Source organism: Pseudoalteromonas sp. GB56 (assembly GCF_054923835.1).
In genome coordinates, this window is sequence record NZ_JBPCHK010000001.1 from 725518 (window position 1) to 748508 (window position 22991).

The window sequence follows — 22991 nt, forward strand, 5'->3', positions numbered from 1 at the left end:
ATCAAATCGGTATGCTTTTTATGCATGAGGAAAGTGTGGCAAATCAGCGCCATTATTTTGGTGCTGCTAGCCGTGCTCGTGTCTTTACTCAAGTACAGCTTGCCTTATGCCAATGATTACCGACTGGAAGTTGAACAGTTTCTGGGAGAGCAATTAAAAGCGGATATTTCCATTGGTTCGCTTAGTGCCAGTTGGCAAGGCAATGGCCCCGCACTCGTTGTCAATAACGTTGGCTTTGCGGATAACGCCCAAGCACCGATCAGTGTCACCGTTGAGCAAACACGCTTACATATCAATTTATGGCAAACCTTACTTAATCGGCAGCTGAGTTCAAATTACTTCGTATTAAAAGGTTTTGATGCGCAAATCGATGCAAGGCAATTGTTCGCCAATGAGCAGCAAGGCAGCAGCTCGCAACAGCAAGCATTAATCGAAAGTCTGTTTCTGGGTACTTCCGGGCACTTTGCCATTGAAGACAGTGAGCTCAATATCATCAGTGTAGATGACCGCGAACACCGTATCTTGCTGGAGAATTTAGTATGGGAAAACCGCTCTGACGGCCACTATGCTGAAGGTCAAGTTAGCTTGCCGGGTATTGAGCAAAATACCTTAGAGGCGCGACTAAAGTTAACCGGTGATAAACTAGCGAACATCTATGGTGATCTATACCTACAGGCGCAGGGACTCGATATTGCTGGCTGGTTAAACGACTATGTGCGTCCTGAACTTACAAATTTACACTCTGATCTGAACCTTGAGTCGTGGTTTCATTTTGCCAGTGGCAGACTCACAGATGTGCAATTGGCCATGAAGCCAAGCCAACTCTCATGGGTAAATCAAAAGCAACAAGAATATCTTGAACTTCAAGACGGTATGGTGCGAATTCATCCACAAGCAAAAGGGTGGCGAATACGTACCTCCGGTCTGCAACTCAGCGATGAGCAATACCAATGGTCACCGTTAGTATTTGATGCGCTGTTCAGTGATGAGCACAAAGTGTGGGTGCAAGATCTCGATATCTCAATTGTGTCTACTTTTGCCCGCTTGGCTAAGGCGAAGATGCTGCAAGATGTGGTGTCTATAGAGCCGCAAGGGTTTATTAATCAGGGCTTTTTTCACTTCCAAAGCGCACAGCAGTGGCGAGTATGGTTTGAGGCTGAACATCTTGGTTGGTCTGGTTTCCACGGAATCCCTGGTGCTCAAGAGCTCAGTGCCAGTGCGAATATCACCAATGCTAAGGGAATCTTGACTGTAAGAGGAACCGAAAATCACCTGCTTACGGGGGCGACTTTTAGTAAGCCGCTGTCTTACCAAGAGTTAGTTGCAGATATTAACTTCTACAACCATGGTGATTACTGGTCTATTGAAAGTGACAATGTGCAATTAGCGAATGATGATTTAAATCTTGTCACCGAATTTGCGTTGCATTTGGAACAAGAGCCGCGTTTGGACTTGTATGCCGAAATCAGCGGCGGGAGCGCGCAAAAAGCGGGTGCCTATTTCCCAACTCCCTACATGCATGAAAACCTAATCAATTACCTTAACGGCGCGATTAAACAGGGTGATATGCGCTTTGCGCAGGTGTTATTGCAAGGTCCGATTAAGAAGTTTCCTTTCTTAGAGCAACAAGGCCGTTTCTTGGTTAAAGCAGAAGTTGATGATGCACAGTTCGCGTTTGCACCACAGTGGCCAACGCTCGAAAATATCGGTGTGACATTAAGTTTTGATAACCAGAGAATGGATATTTATAGCCGCCAAGGTGAATTACTTAACCTTGAACTTGGCAGTAAAGTGCATGTGTACCTTGAGAATCTTCGCAATGCCAAAACCTTATTTATCGACATTGATGAGCGTGTCGAAGCCGCTGAACTGCAACCATTTTTCGCGGGCACACCTTTAGCAAAGCCGCTAGCAACTGTGTTTGATGTGATTCAAGCCAAAGGTGAAATTGATGGTCAGTTACAACTGCAAATCGACCTCAAAGACAAGCAAGTTCTTGCTAAAGGCGATGTAGCGTTTTCTGGCAACCCTGTTTTTATATCTCAACCCGGTATTGATTTAAGTGATTTGAACGGTCGTTTGAGCTTTGAAAATGATCGCATCGAAATAAATAATGCCAGTGCTAAATTCCAAGGCATGCCGCTGCAGATAAGTTTACAAGGGGAAAAGAAAAACGGTGTTTACAGCACCCATATTGACCTTGCAATGAAGGCTGATGCCAGTGTGCTACACAATCAGCTTCATGGCTTGTTTGCTGAGCAGCTTTCAGGAAAAACAGATGTTACATCAAAGATTAATTTAGTCTTCAGTGATGCCGGGTTTAGCTACGACGCCAAGGTGAACAGTGAGTTAGTGGGCGTTGCAAGCTCACTCCCTGCTCCTTACAACAAATCGGCAGAGCAAGCTGTATCACTCAGCGCTGTGATACAGGGAGATGATATTTCCAATCTGATTATGGCTGAGCTCGAAAGTGGCGTGTACTTCAATGCCATCTTGGATAACGGAAGTAAGAAATTAAGTAATGCCCATTTGATCTTTGGCTGAAAAAAATCTGGGTCTGAATCAAAGAGATTTCGATGTAACAGTAGATTTACCTGAGGCTGATGTGATCGCTTGGCAACCCGTTATTAACGACATTATCGAGATGGCAAGTCGCGAATCATCAGGCCCTTCGATTATGCCGCCGTTGCACCGTATTGCTGGTCAAATAGACCGTGTTGACGTGGGCCCATTACCGTTTAATGATTTTGAGTTTACCTTGACCCCAGTTGAGGGAGCAATGGACTTAAAACTTATGGCCAAAGAGTTGCGTGCCCGAGTGGATATTCCCACTCGCAAGCAACAACCCGCCAGAGATATTCTGATTCAAGCGGATTATGTTCGTGCCGTCATTCAGACGCCACAGCAGCACGAATCAGAAGCAGAACAACAAAGCGAAGATCTTAGCTGGTTAGCTCGTCTTCCTGGGGTGAGCTTTGATTGCAGTGACTGCCGTTTGAATGAATATCAGTTGGATAAAGTGCATATGCGTTTTGTGGGGGATGGCTCGCAATTACAAATTAGCGAAATTGTGGTTGATAAAGATGAGCACATTTTGCGTGCGGACGGTCATTGGCGAGAAGGGTTAACGTCAATAAATGGTGAATTCAAAAGTAAGGACATTGGCCAGTTATTTGATGAGTTTGACATCACTTCTACGGTGCAAGATTCTAAAGCCAATATTAATTTCGATTTGCAATGGCAAGGTGCACCTTATGCATTTAACGTCGCATCCCTTGGCGGGGAAGTAAAATGGGAGTTAGGCGAAGGCCACCTCAGTGAAATAAGTGACGGGGGTGCTCGGGTATTCTCATTACTGAGTTTGGACTCTTTGGTGCGTAAGCTAAAGTTGGACTTTCGTGATGTATTCGCCAAAGGCTTTTTCTACAACAGTATGGAAGGGTCAATGCAAATCGCCAGTGGCATTGCCTATACTAAGGACACCAAAATGGATGGTGTGCCAGCAGATTTAACCATTCAGGGCTATGCGGATTTAAACACACAAACACTCAATTATGATTTAGCTGTGGCGCCTCAGGTAACGTCAAGTTTGCCTGTTATTGTTGCGTGGATGGTAAATCCGGTTACGGGTCTTGCTGCACTGGCACTGGATAAGGTGATTCATTCGGCTAGGGTGATTTCAGAAATTAACTTTAAGGTCAGCGGTTCAATGAGCGATCCGCAAGTGGTGGAATTGGATAGAAAGAGTCGTGAAGTGATGATCCCGCAAGCGGCGCAAAACCAACCTTTGCCTGACCAACAAAACCAGCAGCCGCAGTTATGATAGTGCATGCCTTGCAGTTTTGTGCCAGCAGTGACGCAGAACAGAATCTAACAAGACTAAAAGCCTATTTGGATCAATTGCCAGATGCGCGCCCCTGCCTAGTGTGTTTACCTGAGAGTTGGCTGTGTTTCGCCAAACATCCACAGCAAGTATTAGCTGTTGCCAAAGAGCACGTGTATTGGCGCTCTCAATTAGCTCAATTGTGTGCTCAGCATCAAGTGTGGCTGGCTGCAGGCACCATACCTGTTTTCAGCGATGAAGAGCACTACTTTGCAGCGTCCTTTTTGTTTGATGACCAAGGCCAAGAACAAGCGCAATACAACAAGATTCATTTGTTTGATGTCACTGTGGCTGATGGCACAGGCACCTATTACGAATCAAAGCATACCCAAAGGGGAGAGCAGGTGGTTGTTGCGCCCACACCCTTTGCTAAGCTTGGTCTAAGTGTATGTTATGATATGCGCTTTGGTGAGTTATATAGGGAACAGGTGCGCCAAGGCGCGCAGGTATTGTTAGTACCAAGTGCATTCACTGTTCCCACTGGTCGTGCCCATTGGCACACATTATTGCGCGCCCGAGCAATAGAAAGCCAAGCCTTTGTTATTGCAGCAGGACTTTATGGCCGCAATGATACAGACATAGCCCATGACAATGGCAGAGAAACATATGGCCACAGCGTCATCATTTCCCCTTGGGGAGAGGTATTGGCAGAGCACGGCGGTGGCGAAGGGTGGCTTAGTTACTCCCTAGATATGAACGAATTAATTCAATGCAGTGAGCGCATGCCGATGCAGGCTCACCGCCAAGCGAGAAAAGTAAATTTATGAGCCAAGTTGAGCAAAACCTTTTAACACAGAGCAATTTAGACCGTGACGATCTGGCGAAGGCTTTGAGTTACATGCACCAGCACAAGGTTGACTATGCTGACCTATATTTTCAGTCAAGCTACAACGAATCCTGGGTACTTGAAGATGGCTTAGTCAAAGAAGGCAGCTACAACATCGAGCGCGGTGTAGGTGTGCGTGCAATCAGTGGTGAAAAAACGGGATTCTCCTACTCTGATGCCATTACTCTTGAAGCAATCAATAATGCAGCAATGGCAGCGCGTAGCATCGCGGATGCTGGCCAAGATGGTAAAATTCACGTGTTCAGCGAAGCAGACGTAAAACGCCAATTTGAGCCAATGCAGCCCATTCAAAGCATGAAAGATGCTGATAAAGTTGCGTTATTACGTGAAGTTGAGCAGTACATCCGCCAATTAGCTCCAGAGGCAGAGCAAGTCGTCAGCTCTATGTCTGCTGTGTATGAAGAAATCCTTGTTGCAGCTAGTGATGGCACATTTGCTACAGATATTCGCCCATTGGTGCGATTAAATTGCTCAGTGCTACTTATTAAAGGAGATCGCCGAGAGCGCGGTGGTTCTGGTGGTGGTTCGCGTACAGACTTCAACTATTTCAAAGAATTGGTTGAAGGCAAGCCGCGTTGGATGCACTTTGCTGAAGATGCTGTACGCATGGCAAAAGTGAATCTTGAGGCTGTTGATGCGCCAGCTGGCACCATGCCTGTGGTACTCGGTGCAGGTTGGCCAGGCGTACTACTGCATGAAGCTGTTGGTCATGGCTTAGAGGGTGATTTTAACCGCAAGGGGGCATCTGCATTCAGTGGCAAAATTGGTCAGCAAGTCGCTTCTGAGCTGTGTACCGTTGTTGACGATGGCACCATGGCGAATCGTCGTGGTTCATTGAATATCGATGATGAAGGTACACCAGCTGGTTACAATGTATTGATTGAAAACGGCATCCTTAAAGGCTACATGCAAGATAAACATAACGCTAAACTCATGGGTGTCGCACCTACAGGGAATGGTCGTCGTGAGTCTTATGCGCATCTACCTATGCCTCGCATGACCAACACCTACATGTTAGCGGGTGAGCATTCTCAAGACGAAATCATTGCCTCAGTAGACAAGGGTATCTACGCGCCAAACTTTGGCGGCGGTCAGGTGGATATCACCTCAGGCAAGTTTGTATTCTCAGCTTCAGAAGCCTACCTGATTGAAAATGGAAAAATCACAACGCCAATCAAAGGTGCAACCTTAATTGGCAATGGCCCAGAGGTAATGAAGCACATCTCTATGGTGGGCAACGATCTTGAGCTCGATAAAGGTGTGGGTGTGTGTGGAAAAGACGGTCAAAGTGTCCCTGTTGGCGTAGGCCAACCATCATTGAAGATTGACCAGCTCACCGTCGGTGGCACCGCATAATAAAAAAGGCAGCTAAGGCTGCCTTTTTTACGGATGTTAAATCGATAACTAGAGCATCAAATCTCTGAGAATCTGGAAAAGCTCTTTGAATGACTTACCTGGCTTTTCATCTTTCACTTCTTTCGCCGCTTGGCGAATAAGTTGACGCATACGCTGACGCTCTAGGTTTGGGTATTCCTCAAGTAATGCATTGAGGCGACCATCGCCTTTGGCGATCGATTCGTCACGAATTTGCTCAATGTGATTAATGATCACATCTTTTTGATTATTTTTGTTAGTAATAATCGCCATCGCATTGTTGATTTCTTCTACGTTGGTGGTGCTACGCAGCGTTTTTGCAACGTAATTCATATGACGACGGTAGGCATCTTTCTTGTCTTTTAGACGGTCAGCCAAATCCATTGCCGCTTCCAAATCTGGGCTAAGAGGAAGTTTTTCACGTTGTTTTTTAGAGAGGCTAGCGAGTTCAATACCAAGTTCATGGAACTCCATTGCATCGCGCTTTAGTTCACTCTTTGATACGTAAAATGATTTCTTCTTCAGGTTGCGGTTTTTTAGCCATACTAGTCTCGAATAATGCACTTTGGGGTAATTATACCAATTTGTATGAACTCGTGTTTATATAATTACGCAGTGGCAACACTCGTTGCTCTTTGTGCTCAATATGACTAGCAACCAAACTTAAAAAAGCATTGAGCGGGGGGCAGCTTATTCCAGCAATATCTGTGTGTGAGCTGATTAATTGCAAGCGAATCACTAAATTAGTGAGATGCTTTGTGTTAGGCTTAGAGCATAAGATTTTAGAGCGAAAAGAACTATGCAACAAAAAGACTTGGCACCCATTTACAGCCAGATTGAAGACGTTAAGAACGCCGTCAGTGAAGTGTTGGAGCAGGCCAAAAAGTTGGGCGCTACCGCAGCCGAAGCAGCGATGTCGAGCACATCTGGATTATCGGTGAGCACGCGATTGGGTGACGTTGAAACGATTGAATTCAACCAAGACGGCGGCCTAGGTGTCAGTATTTATGTTGGTAATAAAAAGGGTTCAGCGTCGACAGCAGATTTAAGCCCTCAAGCTTTGCGTTCAGTGGTTGAAAAGGCGATTGAGATTGCCAAATACACCTCTGAAGATCGATGCAATGGCTTGGCCGATGCTGAACTATTAGAAATGAGTCCGCCTGATTTAGACCTTTACCACCCTTGGCAGGTGACGCCTGAAGAGGGAATTGCCTTGTGCCAAGAAGCTGAACATGCAGCACTTAATTTTGACGAGCGCATTGTTAACTCGGACGGTGCGAGTTTTAGTAGTCATGAAGGCTTACGTGTTTACGGTAACAGTCATGGCATGTTGGCAGGTTTCCCTCGTACGCGTCATAGCATCAGCACTATGGTTATTGGCCAAGATGGCGAGCAAATGCAGCGTGATTCAGCCTACACGATTTCTCGTGACCAAAACGGGCTAAAAGCAGCTAAAGAAGTTGGCTTAGAAGCAGCGAGTGAGACCATAGCTCGACTCAACAGCCAAAAGTTGGGCACAATGAAGGTGCCTGTTGTATTTCGCGCTGATATCGCCAGTTCGCTGTTTGGACATTTAGTGTCAGCCATTGGTGGCGGCGCATTATACCGAAAATCGAGCTTCTTACTTGATAGCATCAATACCCAAGTATTCAGTGATATCGTCAATATCAGTGAGCGCCCACACATGCTTAAGGGGTTTGCTTCTTCGCCGTTTGACTCGGAGGGGGTGAAAACCATAGATCGTGAAATCATTCACGGAGGTGAGCTTAAAACGTATCTATTGGCGAGTTACGCAGCCCGTAAGATGGGGCTTACACCGACCGGGCATGCAGGTGGTATCCACAACTGGCTGGTACAGCAAACCCATGATGATTTACATGCGCTACTTAAGCAGATGGGCACAGGCTTATTGGTGACAGAGCTAATGGGTCAAGGGGTTAACACAGTGACGGGTGATTATTCCCGTGGCGCCGCTGGATTCTGGGTTGAAAATGGTGAAATTCAGTACCCTGTAAGTGAAATTACCATTGCCGGTAACCTCAAGGATATGTTTAAAGGCATCGCTGGCATTGGTGGTGATATTGACCATCGTGGCGGTGTGCTCACAGGCTCCGTGCTAATCGAGCAAATGCAAATAGCGGGAGAGTGATCGTTTACTCACTGCCAACCTGAAAACGTACAACGCCCTTAATTGGGCGTTTTTTATGTGCAATAAATGCTTTACCTAAACTTAAGTTGAGGTTTTAAAGTCTTCCTAACGCTAAAAGATAAACATTAATTTTGGAGAGACTGATGTATTTAGAGCATGTAAATTTAGTTGTTAGTGATATAGAAAAGGCCCTTACTTTTTACCGTGCTGTATTTCCTCATTGGCATATTCGTAGTAAAGGAGAGGGTACTTGGTCAGGGAAGCCGCGTCATTGGCTGCACTTTGGCGATGACTATCACTATATCGCTTTTAGTGACAATGGCGAAGGCGACAACCGCAACCTCGAAGGCCATCAACAAGGTCTCGCACACTTTGCTTATGTGACGCAAAATCTCGATGAAGTCATTACACGACTACAGCAGGCGGGTTTTGAAATTGCGAAACAAGGTGCGGATAATCCCTATCGTCGTAATGTGTACTTCATAGACCCTGCGGGCTTTGAAGTGGAGTTTGTGCAGTATCTTACAGATATTCCTGAGTTGCGGAATAATGAGCTGTAAACGCGTTTTAGATGCCCAAAAATGGGCATCGACGTCAATACATTAAATCAAGAACCAGGTTGCGGTGCCGAGGAAGGCAAAGATACCAACAATATCCGTAACTGTAGTCAGTACCACGTTACCTGCAAGTGCTGGATTCGATGTTCATTCTTTTCAGAATAAGCGGGATAACCGCACCGGCGATACCTGCGGCCAGCAAGTTCATAAACATGGCGAAAGCTATCACTAAACCGATAGTGAGATCCCACTTCCATAGCGCTATGGCTGAGCCTATTAACACGGCCCAGAGCACGCCATTGAGTGCGCCGATTGCGAGTTCTTTGGTGAGTAAGAACTTTTGGTTGGTGTCGTTAATATGCCCCAGAGCAAGACCACGGATCACAAGGGTTAGGGTTTGTGAGCCCGCAACACCCCCCATTGATGGCACAATACCATTCAATACGGCAAGGAAAGGCAGAATACCCAAGGTGCTCTCAAAGAAGCTGGCAACAAAGGCGGCGAGCATGGCGGTCAGCAAGTTAACACCCAACCACACAGAGCGGCGCTTGGTACTTTTCACTACGGGTGCGAAGGTGTCTTCTTCATCATCTAGACCCGCAAGACTTAACATGCTGTGCTCAGCGCCTTCACGGATAACGTCAACGATGTCATCGATTGTGATACGACCAAGCAGATGTGCTTGTTCATCAACTACCGGTGCTGAAATCCAGTTATGACGCTCAAACAGTTGTGCAACTTCAGATTCATCCATGGTGATGGGAATCGACTCACACTCATCATCCATCACTTCGCGAACAATCGCGTCCGGCATAGTCGTCAACAAAGATGTAAGCGGCAGAGAACCGAGAAAACAGTTATCTTTATCGACCACGTACAACTCATCCGTGCCTTCAGGTAATTCACCTTTGAGGCGTAAATAACGCAGTACCACATCAATGGATACATCAGGACGAATGGTCACCGTATCGGTGTTCATCAAGGCACCCGCAGAGCGCTCTTGATATGACAAAGCCGTCGTCGCACGGTCGCGATTCTGGCTGTCCATCGCCTCGATTACGTCTTTATAGACTGGCTCAGGTAAGCTACGAAGTACTTCACCTAGGTCATCGTCGTCCATGTCTTCGGTCGCAGCAGCAATGTGCTCCGGTTCCATTCGCGCAATGATACTTAGACGTACATCTTCAGAGAGTTCTTCGAGAACATCACCTTGTACATCAGGATCGACGAGAGACCAAAGTTTAAAACGTGTTTTGTGTGGGGAAGACTCTAAAAGTAGCGCCGTATCACTGGGCGCTGTTTTTGCTAAAAGCCTGCGTACATGAACAAACTGGCCGCTGCTAAGGGCTTCAGTAATTTCCTGAAGTGGTTGGAGCGGATTTTCTTGTTCATAGGCTTCTGGCATAGGCTTCCCTTAAAGATAAAACTGGAAGAAATCTGCTTATAAGCGAGCACTTACAAGCGCTTGATAAGTTTACCTTAACTCAGACAAAGATACCAAAGGTAAATGAGATATAGAGGGTGTTTATATTTTGGGTAATAAACAATTACTAAACACAGAGGGTATTTTTGCTTAACTGAACACCCGTGAAGGAGCTACTCTTGCTCGTGGAATTTTTCGGCGATTAATTGCCCAATTGCGACAAGGGCCCCTTCCTCGTCATTGCCTTCACACACTACTCGTACTTCTTTTCCTTTGCCACTTTCAAGTAGCAACAGTGCGAGAACACTGTCTGCCTCAGCGCTTTTATCACCTTGATAGAGGGTGATTTTAGCGTCAAAATTCATTGCTAATTGCGCGAGCTGAGAAGCGGCGCGGGCGTGAAGGCCGAGTTTATTCTGGATAACAAAGGTGGCTTCTGTCACGGTTACTTTTCCTGTTCACGGTGGCGGATTTTGACGTTTGGGTAGGTATCCATAAAGCGCTCTCCCAATGTCTGCGCTAAATAAACAGAACGGTGTTGACCGCCAGTACAGCCAATCGCAATCGTTAAATAGCTGCGGTTATTGCGCTCCAGATGAGGTAACCAAGTTTGCACGAAGGTTTGAATCTGCCAAGTAAACTTCTGTACGATACCATCGCTTGAGAGGTAATCTTTTACTGGCTGATCTAAACCGGTTAGCGGCTTGAGCTCAGGTTCCCAGTGAGGGTTAGGTAAGAAGCGCGCATCAAATACGTAATCAGCATTTTTCGGGATGCCGTGTTTAAAGCCAAATGACTCAAAGGTGATGAGTAATGGTTTATCTTTCTTACCGAGGACTTTTTCACGCACCATTTCAGCTAACTGATGAACGCTGAGTTCGCTCGTATCGATAATAAAGTTAGCGTGCGAGATTAACACGTCTAACAGTTTCTTTTCCTCACGAATAGCAATGTCTAATGGCAGGTTTTGCATCGATAATGGGTGCAATCGACGTGTTTCAGAAAAACGTTTAATCAGCGTTTGCTCGTCGCTATCTAGATAAAATAGAGAGGGTTTTGAAAATGCAGGAAGATAAGCCAAGATATCACTGAATTCCTGCTCTTCTTTGGGTAAGTTTCGCACATCGATACTGACAGCGATTTTGTCGTAGTTGTCTGAGACACTGCGCACAAGAGCGGGCAGCAGATTAACTGGGATATTGTCTACGCAGTAATAACCTAAATCTTCTAATACGCGCAAAGCGACAGACTTACCTGAACCAGAGCGACCACTGACAATAATCAATTCCACTTTAATTCCCTTAAACTTCCTGTGACTAAATTAGGCCACAAATAGCTGATAGAGCTCCTGATCTGTGGTGACTGTTCTCAGCTGTTTGCACAATTGCTTGTCTTTAAGTCTATCAGCAATTTGCGCTAAGGTCTTGAGGTGTTGATCACACTGATTATCTGGTACGAGCAGTGCGACAAAAATATCAACAGGACGATTATCTATGGCATCAAAGTTAATGGCTTCGCGGTTGGTGACTATGATGGCAATGGTTTGTTCAATGCCTTCCAATCGACCGTGAGGAATTGCGACGCCTTTCCCAAAGCCAGTACTGCCGAGCTTCTCTCGCGCCAAAAGCGCATCGAGAATGGTTTGCTCGTTTAAATGCGGTGCGTGTTGATGAGCGACCTGTGCTAGGTACTCCAACATTCTTTTTTTGCTATTAAAAAGGACCGCAGCTTTGCTGCAGTCCTTGGAGAAAAGATGTTCTAAGCTCATTTTAGTGTCGAGATAATTTCTCTTTATGTTTAATTACTTGGCGATCCAATTTATCAATTAGGCCATCAATCGCCGCATACATATCTTGGTGCTCTGCGGTGGCAAATAATTCGCCGCCATTTACGTGAAGTGTTGCTTCTGCTTTTTGTGTGAGTTTCTCTATATCAAGGATGACATGCACATTATTAATATGGTCAAAATGACGCTCAAGTTTTGCAAATTTACTATTCACATAGTTACGAAGAGAGTCTGTGATTTCTACATGACGACCGGTAAGATTCAATTGCATAAGCATTTTCCTTCTTGTCTAACGTCTATATCAAGCTTTTACGTTGATTTGACGGTGGTATGGCTAACGATTCACGATATTTCGCAATCGTTCGTCGAGCCACTTTGATTCCTTGCTCTGCGAGTATATCGGCTATTTTGCTGTCGCTTAATGGCTTGGCAACATTTTCCGCCGCTACTAGCTTCTTGATTAATGCTCGAATCGCTGTGGATGAGCATTCACCTCCATTTTCGGTGTTCACATGGCTGGAGAAGAAATACTTCAACTCAAAAATCCCACGTGGCGTATGCATATATTTTTGGGTCGTTACACGAGAAATTGTCGACTCGTGCATCTCAACCATTTCGGCCACGTCATTGAGGACCATTGGTTTCATCGCTTCTTCGCCATGTTCAAAGAATGCCTGTTGTTGTTGAACAATGCAATTAGTTACTTTGAGTAAGGTATCGTTGCGTTGTTCCAGGCTCTTTATAAACCATTTAGCCTCTTGTAAGTGAGAGCGTATAAACTGGCTGTCACTTTGTGATTTACAGCTACGGCCTAATGATGCGTAATGATCATTAACTCGTATCTTCGGCATGCTGTCAGGATTTAACTCGACCAGCCAACGCCCTTTAACCTTCTTAACGGATACATCAGGAATCACGTATTCTGACTCTTCGCGCACAATAGTTGCGGCAGGTTTCGGACTCAAACTGTGTATCAGCGTCATCACCTCTTTTAACTGAGCTTCTTTAAGCTTAGTCTTTTTCATTAAGGTGCGATAGTCACGGTTACCTAGCAAATCAATGTAATTACAAATTACCTCTTTCGTTTCACTAAGCCAAGGGGTTTGAGGTGAAAATTGATTGAGTTGGATCAATAAGCATTCCTGTAGTGAACGCGCACCAATTCCAACAGGATCAAAGAGTTGTATTCTTTTTAGGACAGCTTCAATTTCATCTAGTTCGATTTCTACGTCTTGCTCCTCGTGATTTAAACTCTCGAGCAAATCTTCAGTAGAAACGGTTAGTAAGCCATTGTCGTCGATTGCTTCAATAATGGCTGTCGCAATCGCTTCATCGACTGGGCTAAATGGGGTGAGTTGCAGTTGCCACATCAAATAATCGTGCAGTGTCTCGGTGGTTTCACCTTGGTAGACAAACTCATCATCAGGCATTGGACCTGCTGAAGCTACGGGAGCTGCACTGATATATTCATCCCAAGATACATCCATGGGTAATTCATCACTGATCGAGTCGTTGTTTAATGCGTCAGAACTTTCTATTTGGTCGCTGCTTTGTGATTCAACATCGACTTTGTCTTCACCGTTTTGTAGGCGTTCGTTATCGTTCTTATCACTCGCGTTGTCAGCGTAATTTTCTTCTTCGACTTCTAAGAGTGGGTTAGCGTCAAGTGCTTCTTGAATTTCTTGTTGAAGATCCAAAGTACTGAGCTGCAACAAGCGAATAGCTTGCTGCAATTGTGGGGTCATTGTTAATTGCTGGCCTAAGCGCAGCTGTAATGATTGCCTCATGTACTCTAACAATCCTTTTGTTGTTATAGCCTAAATTGCTCACCTAAATAAACATCACGAACGGTTTGATCGGCGAGCACTTGTTGTGGTGTGCCTGACGCAATCAATTCACCGTGAGAGACGATATAAGCGGTTTCGCATACATCTAAGGTTTCACGCACATTGTGGTCGGTGATAAGTACACCGATGCCACGGTTTCGCAGGTGCTCAATGATTTTCTTTATATCTAACACCGAAATAGGGTCTACACCAGCAAAAGGTTCATCTAAAAGGATAAATTTGGGGTTTGCGGCTAAAGCGCGAGCAATTTCAACGCGACGGCGCTCACCACCTGATAATGCCATTCCAAATGAATCGCGAATATGCTGGATATTAAATTCGTCCAACAAGCTTTCTAATTGTTCCTCTCGGCCTGCTTTGTTTAGGTCCTTGCGCGTCTCTAAAATCGCCATCAGGTTCTGATAAACGGTGAGTTTTCGAAATATCGAAGACTCTTGCGGTAAATAGCCTATGCCCAGCCGCGCACGAGAGTGCATTGGCAGCAATGTGATGTCTTGATCGTCTATGCTGATCATGCCTTTGTCACTGGGTACCAGACCCACAATCATGTAGAAGGTCGTGGTTTTACCTGCGCCGTTTGGGCCCAATAAACCAACAATGCTGCCAGCTTTAACTTCCAGTCCTACGTCTTTTACAACTTCACGACCTTTGTAGCTTTTTGCTAATTTTTGCGCCTTCAATGTGGTCATGGTTGTTCCTTTTCCTCAGGCTTTTCTTCGCTCTGTGGTGTCAAAGTCGTGCGTACTCGTGTACTTGAATTTTTGTCTTTCTCGGCGCTGATGGTCTGTTTATCTATATCATAGCTGATAGTTTCAGCGATGATCTGTTGATCAGCCATTTCAATTTTTGCGTCACCTTTGATTTGTAAAATTTGCGTGGCAACGTCGTAGCGAATTTCTTTTGCAGAAGCGGTAATTTGCTGACCATCTTCCATGGTTTCTATATACATCGCTGGACTACCCGTGGCGATCAGCAGTTGCTTATTGTCACCCAGTTCTGGGCGGCGGTGCGCTTCTAAACGATCAGCTTTTATTTGACGATTACCATGAACGATGTGCACGTTTTTATCAAAAATAGTGATATTTTCTTTGATCATGGCAATTTGGTTATCGGCGTCAATTAACACTTCTGTCGTGTTGATTGTTTGTTCCGCGTGCGCGCCCATTGCGCTTAGGCTAAGCCCTAAACCAAGAATTAATGCATTGAATTTATTGGTCATAATATACTGTTCGCGTATGTTTTATTAATTCCACTATCTCTGTATTGATATCTGCTTTCAAGCCCTGACCTGTGATTAATACATCAGGCCCTCTGAGCTCAACGCTTTGCTCCGATTCCATTCGTTGCGCATCAATGTCTATTTGGATAGCCGCCGCTTTGACTTGTTCAATCATTGCCCCTTCTAATAAGTTGGTGGCAACAACGTTATTTTCCAAGATCAAAATATTATTGTTATATAAAGTGGCTTCGTCGGCAGTCAATCGCCAGCGTTCGCCATCGTTATACAGTGTAAATTCTGGTTTTCTAAAATGGGTGAAGCCAAGTTCTTCAAACATTTCCATTTGTTCAGCATAAACACTGTGGCTTAACGCCCCCTGATCGTTATAACTACGCTGTCGTAAACCAGTCGCTGTGTAATCAGGTGTCGCAATAGCTTGGTCCGTTTTCACCACCGTTTGTTCTTGCTTCATAAAATACGGTGCCCACAACCAAGCCATAATAGCGAGGAAAATGATGGAAATAAGCAACCGAGCATTGTTCATGAACTGGTACCTTTAGTGCCTAAGGAGTGACCTTGCGCCAACATCAATAAGTCAGTGAGTTCGCGCACGGCGCCAAAACCACCAGGCATCAGTGTCGTATAATGTGCGATGCGTTTGATTAGTGGGTGAGCATCATTCACGGCAACTGCAAAGCCGACTTTTTCCATGACCGGTAAATCTGGGCCATCGTCCCCGATATAAGCAACTTGGTCATCATTGAGTCCTAACGTGGCCTTGAGTTCTGCATAAGCTTCAAGTTTGTTCTCTTTGCCTTGATAGATATGCTGCACACCTAGGCTCGTCATACGGGTTTCAACGATGCGAGATTGACGGCCAGTAATAACCGCGACGCGGACACCCGAGTCCATCAAGGCTTTTATGCCAAACCCATCTTTGGTGTTGAAGGCTTTGAGTTCTTCGCCTTGATTGCCTAAGTAGATACGGCCATCAGAAAATACGCCGTCGATATCACATATCAGCAGCTTTACCCGTGAGGCTCTTTGCCACGCATTCTCTGCAATCGGTTGATATAACTCGCTAAATAGCATTAAAGCACTCCTGCTCTAAGTAGATCTTGCATATTGAGGGCACCTACAGGACGCTGATGTTCATCAACAACAATCAGACCATTTATACGTTTACGTTCCATCACATTGAGCGCTTCAGCTGCTAGCATGTTGGCCTTCGCTGTGGTGCAATTTGGCGTCATCACTTCCACAAGTGCGGTGCTGTGAATATCGATACGATGCTCAAGCACTCGGCGTAAATCACCATCGGTGAACAGTCCAACTAATTTGCCCTCATCATCGACGACTGCAGTCATGCCCAAGCCTTTGGTGGAAATTTCCAGTAGCGCGTCTTTTATGCTTTGTGATTGGTGTGAACGCGGCACATTATCACCGCTGTGCATCACGTCTTTCAGCGTTAATAATAGCCTCTTTCCAAGACTGCCGCCGGGGTGCGAAAGAGCGAAATCATCTGCAGTAAATCCTTTTGATTCTAGAAGAGCCACTGCAATAGCGTCGCCCATAGCGAGAGTCGCAGTGGTACTCGCCGTAGGTGCAAGTCCCAGAGGGCAGGCTTCTTTTGAAACGCCAATACAGATGTGTAAATCAGACAGCGTTGCCATACTTGAAGTGGCACTGCCTGTCATCGCGATAAGCGCGGCGCCAATGCGTTTGATAACTGGGATAATACTCACGATTTCATGAGTTTCACCCGAATTGGATATGAGCAACACGACATCTTGCGCGGTAATCATACCTAGGTCACCATGGCTCGCTTCGCCAGGATGTACAAAAAATGCTGGGGTACCTGTGCTTGCTAGTGTGGCTGCGATTTTATTGCCGATATGACCAGATTTGCCAATTCCGACTACGATGATTCGGCCACTACACTGCTCCATAAGTTCACAGGCTTGAGTGAATTGTTCGTCCAGATGCGCAAGCTGCTCTTGTAAGGCTTGAGTTTCGGTTTCAATAACGCGTTGTGCCGTGGCGATGTAGCTTTGTGTCATATACATTACTCTATGCTATCTGGCTAAAAATATATCCTTGGTAGGCAAAAAATGCGACTAACAACATGCCTCCCTCAACCCTGTTGATGCGTCTCGCACCACGAAAGTTCAAACTCATTGCAATAAGTACGATGGTCGCTGCGATCATTACTAGGGCGTCTCTATTGGCCGCTGATGCGTCGATTGTAGAAGGGTTCAAGATACCAGCGATGGATAGAACCGCTAAAATGTTAAATAGATTCGAGCCAACAATGTTGCCCAGCGCCAAATCGTCTTCTTTTTTCAATACTCCAGCTACACACGCTGCTAACTCAGGCAAACTGGTACCAACGGCAATAATAGTTAGACCAATAACAAGGTCACTAAGACCAAAATACTGCGCGATATCGACCGCTGAATCGACAATGAAATGAGAACTCACCGGCAACAAAATTAAACCGACGATAAGCCAGAACGCTGCGGATTTGGTACTGACATCGGAAGGTACTTCATCACATGCTTCGCTAACGAATGGATCTTCTTCCACTTGCTTTTGATTTCGGGAAATAACAATAAGAAATGCAATGAAGGCAATAAAGCCGACCAATAACAACCAGCCTTCTGTTTTTGAAAAATAATTGTCAGTGAACATGTACCAAGCAATAAGGGACACAACCAACACTAACGGCATCTCCCGTTTCAAGGTGATAGAAGAGACCGACAGTGGGCGTAAAAGTGCAGTGATACCTAATACCAAAAGGATATTAGTTATATTGGAGCCAACCGCATTACCAACTGCGGTGTCTGTTTTATCAGCCAATGCAGCTGATGCCGATACCATCATTTCTGGCGCAGAAGAGCCCATTGCGACGACGGTTAAACCTATTATTAATGCAGGTACACCAAGGTTACGCGCCAATGCTGCGGCACCGAAAACAAAGCGGTCAGCACTCCACACAAGTGCGACAAAGCCGGCAACAAGAATGGCAAAAGAAGTGAGCATGATTGCAAAGCCAAAAATTAATTCTAAACAGTGGCGCAAATAGTATCAAAAGCCGTTGTAATTGTGTAAAAAAACGCACCCGATTTGTGCATACTCGGCCTTTTTTGAATGATCTTACAAATTTTTACAGATTCTTTTTTCCCTTGACGCAAAAAAACTTTAAAATGCTCGGTCTAATGATAGAAATAAATGGGAGAGCGACTTGTCGCAACCAATCGTTGAAATCAAGGATGTTACCTTTAAACGCGCGGAGCGCGTTATCTATCAGAATATGGACTTTACCATACCTAAAGGGAAGATCACGGCTATTATGGGTCCCAGTGGCATCGGTAAAACAACGCTGCTGCGTTTAATTGGTGGTCAGTTGAAGCCCGACAGTGGCGATATTCTATTCCAAGGTCAAAGCATTCCGAGTATGTCTCGCACGGCGCTGTACCAAGCGCGGACAAAGATGAGCATGCTCTTTCAAAGCGGCGCGTTATTCACCGATATGTCAGTGTTTGACAACATTGCCTTTCCGCTTCGAGAACATACGCATCTTAGCGAAGAGCTTATTCGTCTAATCGTGTTGATGAAGCTTCAAGCTGTCGGCTTACGTGGCGCTAAAGATTTAATGCCTGCTGAGCTCTCGGGCGGGATGGCACGTCGGGCAGCATTGGCTCGTTCAATTGCCTTAGACCCAGAATTCATTATGTACGATGAGCCTTTTGCTGGGCAGGATCCCATATCAATGGGGGTGCTGGTTAAGCTCATTAAATCATTGAACGAAGTACTTGGTTTATCCTCATTGATTGTCACCCATGATGTGCCTGAGGTGATGAGTATTGCGGATCACGTCATCATCATTGCTGAAAAAGGCGTTATTGGTAGTGGCAGTCCTCAAGAATTGCGCAAACATGAATCACCACTGGTGCAACAATTCTTGCAGGGATTGTCAGATGGACCAGTACCTTTTCACTTTGATGCTGAGCCTTATGAACAGGAGTTGTTGTCATAATGTCTGCAATTATCAACTTTTGGCAGCAACTAGGCCATAAAACACTGAGTCGATTTGCCTCAATGGGACGCGCAACACAGATGTTGCTTGGTGCCTTGTTGAGTATGCCCAACTTCCGCAAAGGGACCCCTTTACTTATTCGCCAGCTCTATATGGTTGGCTTCTTGTCATTAATTATCATTGTTGTGTCTGGCTTATTCATTGGGATGGTGCTTGCTTTACAGGGGTACACCGTCTTAGTGGGGTACGGCGCAGAAGATAGTTTGGGGCCGCTTGTTGCATTGAGTTTGCTTCGGGAACTCGGTCCGGTAGTAACAGCCTTGTTATTTGCTGGGCGAGCGGGAAGCGCATTGACTGCTGAGATCGGTTTGATGAAAGCAACCGAGCAATTAACCAGTTTAGAAATGATGGCCGTTGATCCGCTAAAACGCGTCGTTGCACCGCGCTTTTGGGCAGGGATTATCAGTATGCCAGCACTGGCTTTGATCTTCTCAGCTGTGGCCATTATCGGTGCGCACCTCGTGGGTGTTGATTGGCTGGGTGTTGACAGAGGTAGTTTCTGGTCAATTATGCAATCGCAGGTTTCATTCGAAAAAGACATTCTCAACGGCATCATCAAGAGCTTCGTTTTTGCTTTGCTGGTGACGTGGATTGCGCTCTATAAGGGATATGACTGTATCCCGACTTCTGAGGGTATAAGCAGAGCAACTACCGAGACCGTTGTACACTCTTCATTGGCCGTGCTTGGCTTTGATTTTATTTTGACCGCCGTGATGTTTGGCGGCTAAAGGATTAACACCATGAATTCGAGAAAAATTGAAATTTTGGTTGGCTTGTTCGTATCGATGGGGGTTGCAGCCCTTGTCATGCTTGCGCTGAAAGTCGCAAATGCAGGAATTGCTGGTAGTAATGGTACTTATTCATTGCACGCTAAGTTTGAGAATATAGGATCACTAAAAGTACGTGCACCGATTAAAGTGGGTGGCGTCGTAATTGGGCGTGTTGAAAATATCTTGGTACACCCAACGGAATTCGTACCTTTGGTGTATATGTCAGTAGATAGTAATTATGAGTGCAAGTTTTCAGATGCAACATCAGTGTCTATCTTAACATCAGGTATTTTGGGTGAGCAGTATCTTGGTATCAATCCCGTTATTGCAAGTAACTCAGCACAACAGGAATGTCTAGGCAACCAAGTCGTTGCTGAAGATGAAGCGGATGAATTATCCATTGATGCAATTTTTGGAGTGCAATCAAAGGCGTTAAAGGATGGCGATATGATTACCGATACTAAGTCTGCCTTGGTATTAGAAGAACTTATTGGCCAATTTTTATTTAATCAAAGTAGCGAGTAGTCTTCATGGGTAAATTTTTTAGTTTAGTAGCAGGGTTGTTGATGGTGGTAGCGCCTATGTCGCATGCTGCCGAAATTGAACTTGATGACCCTTATGAAATGGTACGCCAAGTGGCGGATAAAACATTTAAGCGTATCGAACATGATCAGAGTCAGATTACAGCTGACAAAGAGCATTTAAAGGTGATTGTTGAAGAAGAACTCTTGCCTTACATTGATTATAAATATGCGTCGTATCGCGTATTGGCGAGTTATATTCAAAAAGCACGTAGCATTGAAGATCCTGAACAGAAGAAACAGGCTATCGATAACATTAAGCGTTTTATGGACGTGTTTAAAAACTACCTCGTTACCACCTATGCAGGGGTCTTTACACAATATACTAATCAAACAGTTGTTTTTGATACAGCAAAAGAGATTGGTGATGCCAACGTAGTGATTGTGAAAACGACTATAAAAGATCCGGGTAAACCAGACATTGATATTGGCTTCAAAGTACGTAAGGATAACGACAATAATTGGCGTGCATATGACATGATAGCTGAGGGTATCAGCTTGTTGGATGCGAAACAAAGCGAGCTTCACGGCATTTTGCGCCAAGAAGGTATCGAACACGTTATTGATTTACTGGATAAGAAAAGTAAACTGCCTGTTCAGTTTCGTGGTGAAGGTGGAAATGAGTAATCTTTCTTTATCTCGTCAAAGTGACAGTCAATTCAGCATAGAAGGCGAGTTGACTCGGTTTAGCGTGGCGGATAGAACGTTAGTTCAGCAGTTATTAACTGCCAATGAGGATACTGTTTCACTCGACCTAAACAACGTAGCGCATGTGGATACCGCAGGACTTGCCTGGTTAATTGACACCTTGTCGCAATTGCGTAAACAAGGCAAACAGCTACAGTTAGAGCATATACCTGATCAACTACATAAATTGATGCAGTTGGGACAGGTCGACAATATTTTTGAGTGAGAGTAATGCAAAGCAGTCAAGTAGAAGCTTTATTGAAAGAAGAGCTAGAGCTCGAAGAAGTAATCGTTAAAGTTGAAGGTACCCATTATCAGGTGATCGCCGTGGGTGACTGCTTTGAAGGGTTAACCCCAGTTAAAAAACAACAGCTTGTCTATAAACCTCTAATGGAAAAAATTTCAGACGGGACAATTCACGCTGTTTCAATCCGTGCCTTTACGCCAGAACAGTGGCAGCGCGAACGCAAATTTATCCTCCCGCAATAACAGGCTTTTCAAATGGACCATTTTATTATTCAAGGTGGCACACCCCTGAGCGGTGAGGTTACTATTTCCGGCGCTAAAAATGCTGCCCTGCCGATTTTGTTCGCAGCATTGCTGGCCGATTCAAAAAGCTGTTTTGGTAATGTGCCAAAACTAAGAGACATCAACACCACTGAAGCGTTGCTTAAAGAGTTGGGTGCAGAAGTGTATTGGCAAGACGGCAATTTGTATGTCGATGGTGGTACTGTCGATAAGATTCTCGCTCCTTATGAGTTAGTGAAACAAATGCGCGCGTCTGTGCTTGCGTTAGGTCCTTTACTTGCCAGATTTGGTAAGGCACAAGTGTCTTTGCCAGGTGGTTGCGCCATAGGTGCTCGCCCAGTAGATATCCATATCCAAGGTATGCGTCGCATGGGTGCCCACATTGAAGTAGAAAATGGTTACATTCATGCTCATGTTGAAGGTCGCTTAAAAGGTGCTGAAATCTTCATGGACACAGTGAGTGTGGGTGCGACTGAAAATTTACTGATGGCAGCAACGCTTGCTGAAGGTAAGACTGTACTGGAAAATGCCGCGAGAGAACCGGAAATTAGTGATTTAGCCAAGTACCTAAACAACATGGGTGCGAAGATCACTGGCGCAGGAACCAGCCGCATTGAAATTGAAGGCGTCGAGCGTTTGGGTGGATGCGAACACGCAATTCTGCCGGATCGTATCGAAACAGGCACATTCCTTGTTGCTGCAGCTATGGCTAAAGGCGACATTCTGTGTAAAAACACCGACTATCATAGCTTAGAGCCGGTTATTGAAAAATTGCGTGAAGCAAATGCGCACATCGAGGTTACGGATAACACGATTTATTTAGATATGCGCGATCGTGAGCTTAAAGCCGTAAATATAAAAACAGCTCCGCATCCAGGCTTTCCAACTGACATGCAAGCGCAGTTTACTGCACTAAACGTTGTGGCTAACGGCAGTGCGACGATCACCGAAACAATTTTTGAGAATCGTTTTATGCATGTTCCTGAGCTTCAACGCATGGGGGCTGATATTCGTTTGGAAGGCAACACTGCAATTTGTGGTGATAGCCCTAAGTTAAGTGGTGCTCAGGTAATGGCAACGGATCTGCGTGCGTCTGCCAGTTTGATCCTAACGGGTATCATTGCTGAAGGTGAGACTCGCGTAGATCGCATTTACCATGTTGATAGAGGCTATGAGCATATCGAAGATAAGCTGACCGCATTGGGTGCGAATATCAAGCGTGTGAGTGAATAAGTCGTTCG

General features: G+C 45.2%; 25 protein-coding genes and 1 pseudogene. 13 read left to right on the top strand and 13 right to left on the bottom strand.

Annotated elements, in window-relative coordinates; genetic code table 11:
* Positions 1-24: 24 nt before the first annotated feature.
* Genes ACH19P_RS03415 through tldD form a run of 4 tightly spaced genes read left to right on the top strand, consistent with a single transcriptional unit; the run spans position 25 to position 6086 of the window.
* Entirely contained in the window at positions 25-2544 is a 2520-nt protein-coding gene (locus tag ACH19P_RS03415) for a YhdP family phospholipid transporter (protein ID WP_462157100.1), read from the top strand.
* On the top strand, positions 2537-3823 hold the full coding sequence (locus ACH19P_RS03420; protein ID WP_462157101.1) for a YhdP family phospholipid transporter: 1287 nt from the start codon (positions 2537-2539) through the stop codon (positions 3821-3823). The genes ACH19P_RS03415 and ACH19P_RS03420 overlap by 8 nt, the downstream gene beginning before the upstream one ends.
* Positions 3820-4650, top strand: coding sequence for a carbon-nitrogen hydrolase family protein (locus ACH19P_RS03425; RefSeq protein WP_462157102.1), 831 nt, complete (start codon positions 3820-3822; stop codon positions 4648-4650). Before ACH19P_RS03420 ends, ACH19P_RS03425 begins: the two co-directional genes overlap by 4 nt.
* Complete coding sequence (gene tldD / locus ACH19P_RS03430) at positions 4647-6086, top strand: metalloprotease TldD (RefSeq protein ID WP_462157104.1); 1440 nt, start codon at positions 4647-4649, stop codon at positions 6084-6086. Before ACH19P_RS03425 ends, tldD begins: the two co-directional genes overlap by 4 nt.
* A 48-nt stretch (positions 6087-6134) precedes the next feature.
* Here tldD and yjgA read toward each other — a convergent pair whose 3' ends face one another.
* The gene (yjgA, locus tag ACH19P_RS03435) at positions 6135-6578 is read right to left on the bottom strand and encodes a ribosome biogenesis factor YjgA (RefSeq protein ID WP_462157106.1); all 444 of its coding nucleotides are present in this window, start codon (positions 6576-6578) and stop codon (positions 6135-6137) included.
* A gap of 325 nt (positions 6579-6903) precedes the next feature.
* Between yjgA and pmbA the strand changes: the two genes are divergently transcribed.
* Both pmbA and ACH19P_RS03445 read left to right on the top strand, forming a co-directional pair.
* Positions 6904-8253, top strand: a complete 1350-nt coding sequence (pmbA, locus tag ACH19P_RS03440) for a metalloprotease PmbA (protein ID WP_462157107.1) — start codon at positions 6904-6906, stop codon at positions 8251-8253.
* A gap of 143 nt (positions 8254-8396) precedes the next feature.
* On the top strand, positions 8397-8813 hold the full coding sequence (locus ACH19P_RS03445) for a VOC family protein (RefSeq protein WP_462157108.1): 417 nt from the start codon (positions 8397-8399) through the stop codon (positions 8811-8813).
* A gap of 42 nt (positions 8814-8855) precedes the next feature.
* Here ACH19P_RS03445 and mgtE read toward each other — a convergent pair.
* From mgtE to ACH19P_RS03505, 12 genes and pseudogenes are all read right to left on the bottom strand, one after another.
* Positions 8856-10215: pseudogene (gene mgtE, locus ACH19P_RS03450) on the bottom strand (magnesium transporter).
* A gap of 191 nt (positions 10216-10406) precedes the next feature.
* Complete coding sequence (locus tag ACH19P_RS03455; RefSeq protein ID WP_462157109.1) at positions 10407-10676, bottom strand: HPr family phosphocarrier protein; 270 nt, start codon at positions 10674-10676, stop codon at positions 10407-10409.
* Between the two features lie 2 nt (positions 10677-10678).
* Positions 10679-11524: an RNase adapter RapZ gene (gene rapZ / locus ACH19P_RS03460; RefSeq protein WP_462157110.1), complete on the bottom strand. Its 846-nt coding sequence runs from the start codon at positions 11522-11524 to the stop codon at positions 10679-10681.
* A 30-nt stretch (positions 11525-11554) separates the two neighbouring features.
* A complete protein-coding gene (ptsN, locus tag ACH19P_RS03465; protein ID WP_462157111.1) occupies positions 11555-12001 on the bottom strand; it encodes a PTS IIA-like nitrogen regulatory protein PtsN in 447 nt (148 codons plus the stop codon).
* Between the two features lies 1 nt (position 12002).
* Positions 12003-12290 carry a ribosome hibernation promoting factor gene (gene hpf, locus ACH19P_RS03470; protein WP_022945550.1) on the bottom strand — a complete coding sequence of 96 codons (288 nt, stop codon included), beginning with the start codon at positions 12288-12290 and terminating at the stop codon, positions 12003-12005.
* 25 nt (positions 12291-12315) lie between these two features.
* Positions 12316-13806 carry an RNA polymerase factor sigma-54 gene (locus ACH19P_RS03475; RefSeq protein WP_462157112.1) on the bottom strand — a complete coding sequence of 497 codons (1491 nt, stop codon included), beginning with the start codon at positions 13804-13806 and terminating at the stop codon, positions 12316-12318.
* Between the two features lie 23 nt (positions 13807-13829).
* A complete protein-coding gene (lptB, locus tag ACH19P_RS03480) occupies positions 13830-14555 on the bottom strand; it encodes an LPS export ABC transporter ATP-binding protein (protein WP_462157113.1) in 726 nt (241 codons plus the stop codon).
* Positions 14552-15085 carry a lipopolysaccharide transport periplasmic protein LptA gene (gene lptA, locus ACH19P_RS03485; protein ID WP_462157115.1) on the bottom strand — a complete coding sequence of 178 codons (534 nt, stop codon included), beginning with the start codon at positions 15083-15085 and terminating at the stop codon, positions 14552-14554. The genes lptB and lptA overlap by 4 nt, the downstream gene beginning before the upstream one ends.
* Positions 15075-15629, bottom strand: coding sequence for an LPS export ABC transporter periplasmic protein LptC (gene lptC, locus ACH19P_RS03490; RefSeq protein ID WP_462157116.1), 555 nt, complete (start codon positions 15627-15629; stop codon positions 15075-15077). Before lptC ends, lptA begins: the two co-directional genes overlap by 11 nt.
* Positions 15626-16177 carry a 3-deoxy-manno-octulosonate-8-phosphatase KdsC gene (kdsC, locus tag ACH19P_RS03495; RefSeq protein ID WP_462157117.1) on the bottom strand — a complete coding sequence of 184 codons (552 nt, stop codon included), beginning with the start codon at positions 16175-16177 and terminating at the stop codon, positions 15626-15628. The genes lptC and kdsC overlap by 4 nt, the downstream gene beginning before the upstream one ends.
* Positions 16177-17145, bottom strand: coding sequence for a KpsF/GutQ family sugar-phosphate isomerase (locus tag ACH19P_RS03500; protein WP_462157118.1), 969 nt, complete (start codon positions 17143-17145; stop codon positions 16177-16179). Before ACH19P_RS03500 ends, kdsC begins: the two co-directional genes overlap by 1 nt.
* A gap of 10 nt (positions 17146-17155) precedes the next feature.
* Complete coding sequence (locus ACH19P_RS03505) at positions 17156-18127, bottom strand: calcium/sodium antiporter (protein WP_462157119.1); 972 nt, start codon at positions 18125-18127, stop codon at positions 17156-17158.
* A 202-nt stretch (positions 18128-18329) separates the two neighbouring features.
* Between ACH19P_RS03505 and ACH19P_RS03510 the strand changes: the two genes are divergently transcribed.
* Genes ACH19P_RS03510 through murA form a run of 7 tightly spaced genes read left to right on the top strand, consistent with a single transcriptional unit; the run spans position 18330 to position 22983 of the window.
* Positions 18330-19124: an ATP-binding cassette domain-containing protein gene (locus ACH19P_RS03510; protein ID WP_462157120.1), complete on the top strand. Its 795-nt coding sequence runs from the start codon at positions 18330-18332 to the stop codon at positions 19122-19124.
* Complete coding sequence (gene mlaE / locus ACH19P_RS03515) at positions 19124-19912, top strand: lipid asymmetry maintenance ABC transporter permease subunit MlaE (protein WP_462157121.1); 789 nt, start codon at positions 19124-19126, stop codon at positions 19910-19912. The genes ACH19P_RS03510 and mlaE overlap by 1 nt, the downstream gene beginning before the upstream one ends.
* A gap of 12 nt (positions 19913-19924) precedes the next feature.
* Positions 19925-20479: an outer membrane lipid asymmetry maintenance protein MlaD gene (gene mlaD / locus ACH19P_RS03520; RefSeq protein ID WP_462157122.1), complete on the top strand. Its 555-nt coding sequence runs from the start codon at positions 19925-19927 to the stop codon at positions 20477-20479.
* A 5-nt stretch (positions 20480-20484) separates the two neighbouring features.
* Entirely contained in the window at positions 20485-21162 is a 678-nt protein-coding gene (locus ACH19P_RS03525; protein WP_462157123.1) for an MlaC/ttg2D family ABC transporter substrate-binding protein, read from the top strand.
* Entirely contained in the window at positions 21155-21448 is a 294-nt protein-coding gene (locus ACH19P_RS03530) for an STAS domain-containing protein (RefSeq protein WP_462157125.1), read from the top strand. Before ACH19P_RS03525 ends, ACH19P_RS03530 begins: the two co-directional genes overlap by 8 nt.
* A gap of 5 nt (positions 21449-21453) precedes the next feature.
* Positions 21454-21711 carry a BolA family protein gene (locus ACH19P_RS03535; RefSeq protein ID WP_462157126.1) on the top strand — a complete coding sequence of 86 codons (258 nt, stop codon included), beginning with the start codon at positions 21454-21456 and terminating at the stop codon, positions 21709-21711.
* A 12-nt stretch (positions 21712-21723) separates the two neighbouring features.
* Positions 21724-22983: a UDP-N-acetylglucosamine 1-carboxyvinyltransferase gene (gene murA / locus ACH19P_RS03540; RefSeq protein WP_462157127.1), complete on the top strand. Its 1260-nt coding sequence runs from the start codon at positions 21724-21726 to the stop codon at positions 22981-22983.
* Positions 22984-22991: the final 8 nt, after the last annotated feature.

Excerpts from the sequence above, each read along its gene's own strand:
- mlaE (WP_462157121.1), top strand. The coding sequence starts at position 19,124 with ATGTCTGCAATTATCAACTTTTGGCAGCAACTAGGCCATAAAACACTG.
- ACH19P_RS03500 (WP_462157118.1), bottom strand. The coding sequence starts at position 17,145 with ATGACACAAAGCTACATCGCCACGGCACAACGCGTTATTGAAACCGAA.
- mlaD (WP_462157122.1), top strand. The coding sequence starts at position 19,925 with ATGAATTCGAGAAAAATTGAAATTTTGGTTGGCTTGTTCGTATCGATG.
- ACH19P_RS03415 (WP_462157100.1), top strand. The coding sequence starts at position 25 with ATGAGGAAAGTGTGGCAAATCAGCGCCATTATTTTGGTGCTGCTAGCC.
- lptA (WP_462157115.1), bottom strand. The coding sequence starts at position 15,085 with ATGACCAATAAATTCAATGCATTAATTCTTGGTTTAGGGCTTAGCCTA.
- lptB (WP_462157113.1), bottom strand. The coding sequence starts at position 14,555 with ATGACCACATTGAAGGCGCAAAAATTAGCAAAAAGCTACAAAGGTCGT.
- ACH19P_RS03505 (WP_462157119.1), bottom strand. The coding sequence starts at position 18,127 with ATGCTCACTTCTTTTGCCATTCTTGTTGCCGGCTTTGTCGCACTTGTG.
- ACH19P_RS03530 (WP_462157125.1), top strand. The coding sequence starts at position 21,155 with ATGAGTAATCTTTCTTTATCTCGTCAAAGTGACAGTCAATTCAGCATA.
- ptsN (WP_462157111.1), bottom strand. The coding sequence starts at position 12,001 with ATGAGCTTAGAACATCTTTTCTCCAAGGACTGCAGCAAAGCTGCGGTC.
- yjgA (WP_462157106.1), bottom strand. The coding sequence starts at position 6,578 with ATGGAGTTCCATGAACTTGGTATTGAACTCGCTAGCCTCTCTAAAAAA.
- pmbA (WP_462157107.1), top strand. The coding sequence starts at position 6,904 with ATGCAACAAAAAGACTTGGCACCCATTTACAGCCAGATTGAAGACGTT.
- murA (WP_462157127.1), top strand. The coding sequence starts at position 21,724 with ATGGACCATTTTATTATTCAAGGTGGCACACCCCTGAGCGGTGAGGTT.
- ACH19P_RS03535 (WP_462157126.1), top strand. The coding sequence starts at position 21,454 with ATGCAAAGCAGTCAAGTAGAAGCTTTATTGAAAGAAGAGCTAGAGCTC.
- tldD (WP_462157104.1), top strand. The coding sequence starts at position 4,647 with ATGAGCCAAGTTGAGCAAAACCTTTTAACACAGAGCAATTTAGACCGT.
- ACH19P_RS03525 (WP_462157123.1), top strand. The coding sequence starts at position 20,485 with ATGGGTAAATTTTTTAGTTTAGTAGCAGGGTTGTTGATGGTGGTAGCG.
- ACH19P_RS03425 (WP_462157102.1), top strand. The coding sequence starts at position 3,820 with ATGATAGTGCATGCCTTGCAGTTTTGTGCCAGCAGTGACGCAGAACAG.
- kdsC (WP_462157117.1), bottom strand. The coding sequence starts at position 16,177 with ATGCTATTTAGCGAGTTATATCAACCGATTGCAGAGAATGCGTGGCAA.
- ACH19P_RS03445 (WP_462157108.1), top strand. The coding sequence starts at position 8,397 with ATGTATTTAGAGCATGTAAATTTAGTTGTTAGTGATATAGAAAAGGCC.
- ACH19P_RS03475 (WP_462157112.1), bottom strand. The coding sequence starts at position 13,806 with ATGAGGCAATCATTACAGCTGCGCTTAGGCCAGCAATTAACAATGACC.
- lptC (WP_462157116.1), bottom strand. The coding sequence starts at position 15,629 with ATGAACAATGCTCGGTTGCTTATTTCCATCATTTTCCTCGCTATTATG.
- hpf (WP_022945550.1), bottom strand. The coding sequence starts at position 12,290 with ATGCAATTGAATCTTACCGGTCGTCATGTAGAAATCACAGACTCTCTT.